The 2730-nt window shown below is 64.7% G+C and carries 4 protein-coding genes; all 4 read right to left on the reverse strand.

Annotated features, from left to right (window positions below):
• Positions 1-1080, reverse strand: a 1080-nt coding sequence (locus tag A5663_RS02165; RefSeq protein ID WP_068143429.1) for a hypothetical protein, incomplete at its 3' end; no start/stop codon positions are given.
• The gene (locus A5663_RS02170) at positions 1061-1513 is read right to left on the reverse strand and encodes a carboxymuconolactone decarboxylase family protein (protein ID WP_068143432.1); all 453 of its coding nucleotides are present in this window, start codon (positions 1511-1513) and stop codon (positions 1061-1063) included. The genes A5663_RS02170 and A5663_RS02165, both read right to left, overlap by 20 nt.
• A gap of 5 nt (positions 1514-1518) precedes the next feature.
• Positions 1519-2370: an NAD(P)-dependent oxidoreductase gene (locus tag A5663_RS02175; RefSeq protein WP_197503267.1), complete on the reverse strand. Its 852-nt coding sequence runs from the start codon at positions 2368-2370 to the stop codon at positions 1519-1521.
• Positions 2370-2730 (reverse strand): SDR family oxidoreductase (locus tag A5663_RS02180; RefSeq protein ID WP_156744284.1); only part of this gene is annotated, 361 nt, incomplete at its 5' end. The genes A5663_RS02175 and A5663_RS02180, both read right to left, overlap by 1 nt.

Below are 2730 nucleotides of genomic sequence, written 5' to 3' on the forward strand. Positions count from 1 at the left end.
GTCGAAGCACGGGTCGATGGCCCGCACGGCGGCCTGCAGAGGGCGCAGCTCGTCAGGCGTCACCAACGAGATCCAGGCACCGTCCTCATGTGCCGGTGAGCGTCGCACATGCACGACGTCGGGCCCGAACTCGGCGTCGACGTATGCCGCGGGGTTGAGCATCGGATGCAGCTGCAACATGCGCATCGCACCCTCGATTCCACCCGGCAGGCCGAGCGCGCGATGGATTCGTTCAGCGGCGACGCCGGCCACGCCGATGAACTGCTTGGTGCAGATCTCGGTTGCCAGTTCGGTGTTGGTTCCTGCCCGCTTACCGACGGCGATGACGAACGACAGGTTCAACAGGTGCATCTGCAGGCAGACCTCGTCGGCCATGCGCACCAGGGCGGAATGCGAGAACGCCGAGAAGTCGAAGTCCGACAACAGCGGACCCGAATAGTTCGATTCACCCTCGTCGCCGGTGTCGATCGGGGCGAGTTCGGTTCGGGCGGCGCGACTTCGGCGTATCACGTCGAGCACCGGGTGGTCCTCGACCTCGGGATGGGACTCGTCGATGATCACCGTCCACGCGCAATGCGGATGCCGATCGGCGGGGGTGCGCGGTGGGCGGTGGATCGGCCGGATCTGCGCCCTGCGGTTGGTGGCGACGGCGGTGGCATCGAAGGTGGGGTCTTCGATGTCGTGGCACATGCCCCGCACGTAGTCCTCGCCCATCGGTTCGACGTCGAGCAGCGCACCGCAGTGGTCGAGGTGGAACTCGCCGTGCCAGCGGTCGTGCACCGTGTAACGGAAGTCCATGAACTGGGGCGGCGCACCGATGTCGAGTTGCAGGCCCTTGAATATCGTGACGACGTCGGTGCCTTCGTACTTCAGCGCCTGCTGCATCCGCTTGGTGTAGATCGGGCTGGCGCCCATCCACTCCTCGATCGCGACCTGCAGCATTTCCTCACGCCCGAAATTGCTGATGACCCAGGCCATTCCGGACCGGTCGATCAGTTGGCCGATCAACAGCAGTTCCGGCACCAGCACCGCCAGCTCGTCGCGGGTCAGTGCGGAGGACCTACTCGCCTGGGTCGTCATGGACCGCTCCCCCGGAGTGCATCTTCACCGCCGCATTGACGTTGGCCCGCTTGTCTTCGCTCTGTCCCTTCTCGGCAGCCTTCTTCCGTTTCTTGATCACCGTGCTGACCACGCCGTCGAGCTTGGAGCCCAGCGGGAACCCGAGGTAGTGGGTGAGGAAGATCGCCATCTCCTTGAGCTCTTCCTCGGTGATCTCTTCGTTGGCGAGCGCGGCATTGGCCTGGATCTCGGCCAGTTCCGAGATGCCGAGCGCGGTGACGACGGTCAGCGTCATGATCCGCTTGTCTCGCATCGACAGGCCAGGGCGGGTCCAGATGGTGCCGAACAGATGGTCGGCGGTCAACGAGAAGTAGTCGTTGCCTTCGACGTTCGGCATCTCCCAGCCGTAGACCTCGTTCATCTTCTCGAGACCCTTGCGGCGCAGTTCGTCCATCAGGCTCACTCCTTCGTGTGTGGCACGCCCAGCCCGGCCGCCAGGTTCTGCAACGCGATCTCGGCCAGCGGCAAATCGACGCCCGCCTTCTCCCCGAGTGCCAGCGCAAGGCTGAGATCCTTCTCGCCGAGTCCGCGGGCGTGGATGAAGGACTCGTAGAGGAAGCTGTCGCTGTCGATGTCGGACATGTCGTCGCGCACCATGATCGCCCCTGGACCGCTCGTGAGCGCGTCGGTATGGCGGACCACCCGGCCGAGCTGCTGGAGGTTGATGCCGTTCGCTTCGGCCAGCTTCATCGCTTCACATGCCGCGGCGTAACCGACGAATGTCAACATGTTGCGCGCCAACTTCATCCGCGTTCCCGCGCCGGGTCCGCCCGCATGGATCACCATGGCGCCGATCTGCTTGAAGACCGGCTTGATGCGCTCGTAGACCTCGCGGTCCGCGCCGACCATGACGGCGAGCTCGCCCTTCTCTGCCGCAGCCCCGCCACCGCTCACCGGCGCGTCGACGATGTGGATGTCCTGCGGGCGTAACTGCTCGGCGAGCTCGATGGCGGTCTCGGGGCTGATCGTCGAGTGGATCGCGATCACGGTGCCCGGCTTGGCGTTGGCCGCCAACTCGCCTACCACCGTGCGAACCTGCTCGTCGTTGAGCACCGTCACGCTGATGACGTCGGCCTTGGCGACGTCAGCGATGCTGTCCGCCAGTGTCGCTCCGACCTCGGCCAGCGGTGTCATTGCCTCGGTCCGCACGTCGAAAACCACGAGCCCGCCGGGCCATTCCACGAGTCTCTTCGCCATCGGCGAGCCCATGTTCCCGAGGCCGATGTAGCCGAGCTTGAGATCGTCACTCATCAGCGGATGATCTGTCCACCGTCGACATTGAAGATCTGACCGGTGATCCACTTCGCCTGATCCGACAACAGGAACAGGCACATGCCGACCAGATCCTCCGGTTGCCCCATGCGCGACAACGGGATTCCCTTGACGATCTCGGCGACCATCTCCTGTGGCGTCGTCGTCCGGTTGGCCTCGGTGTCGATCGGACCCGGCGCTATCGCGTTGACGCGGATGTTCTGCCCACCCAGTTCGGTGGCCAACTGCTGGGTCAGCCCGTTGATGCCGACCTTCGCCAGACCGTAGAAGTTCGAGTACAGCCACGCGGCAGTCGACGACTGGTTGACGATCGCGCCGCCACCGCGCTTGGCCATCTTC

Origin of the sequence: Mycobacterium sp. E740, assembly GCF_001672895.1 — a bacterium.
Lineage (GTDB): Bacteria > Actinomycetota > Actinomycetes > Mycobacteriales > Mycobacteriaceae > Mycobacterium.

What these genes read in the sequence shown, in the direction of transcription:
- A5663_RS02170 (WP_068143432.1), bottom strand. Translation starts at nt 1,513, where the DNA reads ATGGACGAACTGCGCCGCAAGGGTCTCGAGAAGATGAACGAGGTCTAC.
- A5663_RS02175 (WP_197503267.1), bottom strand. Translation starts at nt 2,370, where the DNA reads ATGAGTGACGATCTCAAGCTCGGCTACATCGGCCTCGGGAACATGGGC.